General features: G+C 42.3%; 1 protein-coding gene. It reads right to left on the bottom strand.

Annotation, left to right across the window (positions count from 1 at the left end; genetic code table 11):
* The coding region (locus tag V0R37_RS22575; RefSeq protein WP_420376620.1) for a hypothetical protein at window positions 1-260 on the bottom strand (260 nt) is incomplete at both ends.

The raw sequence follows: 260 nt of genomic DNA, 5'->3' as shown, positions 1-260 counted from the left end.
AACCAAACGACTCTCTTTGCTCTTTTGCTTCTCCTTCTAATGCATAATCAACTCCTGGGTATTGCTGCATTAGCTCATCCAAATACTGGGATAAATCAGCTTGGAGTATGGTCATGTTAGTGTTGCTTTTTTCTATATCGGCGGTCACATTTAAAGTACGGTAACGATCGATTCGATTGATAGTAGACGGGCTTTGCCCAGTAATTAAAATAGCCACATGCGATAAAGGCACTGAGCCACCGGCAGGTGTGTTTATGAGT

Origin of the sequence: Pollutimonas rozaliensis (assembly GCF_048751585.1) — a bacterium.
In the GTDB taxonomy this organism is placed as follows: domain Bacteria; phylum Pseudomonadota; class Gammaproteobacteria; order Burkholderiales; family Burkholderiaceae_B.
The sequence above is the reverse complement of the archived record's forward strand: the minus strand, read 5'-3'. Positions and strand labels throughout refer to the sequence as shown.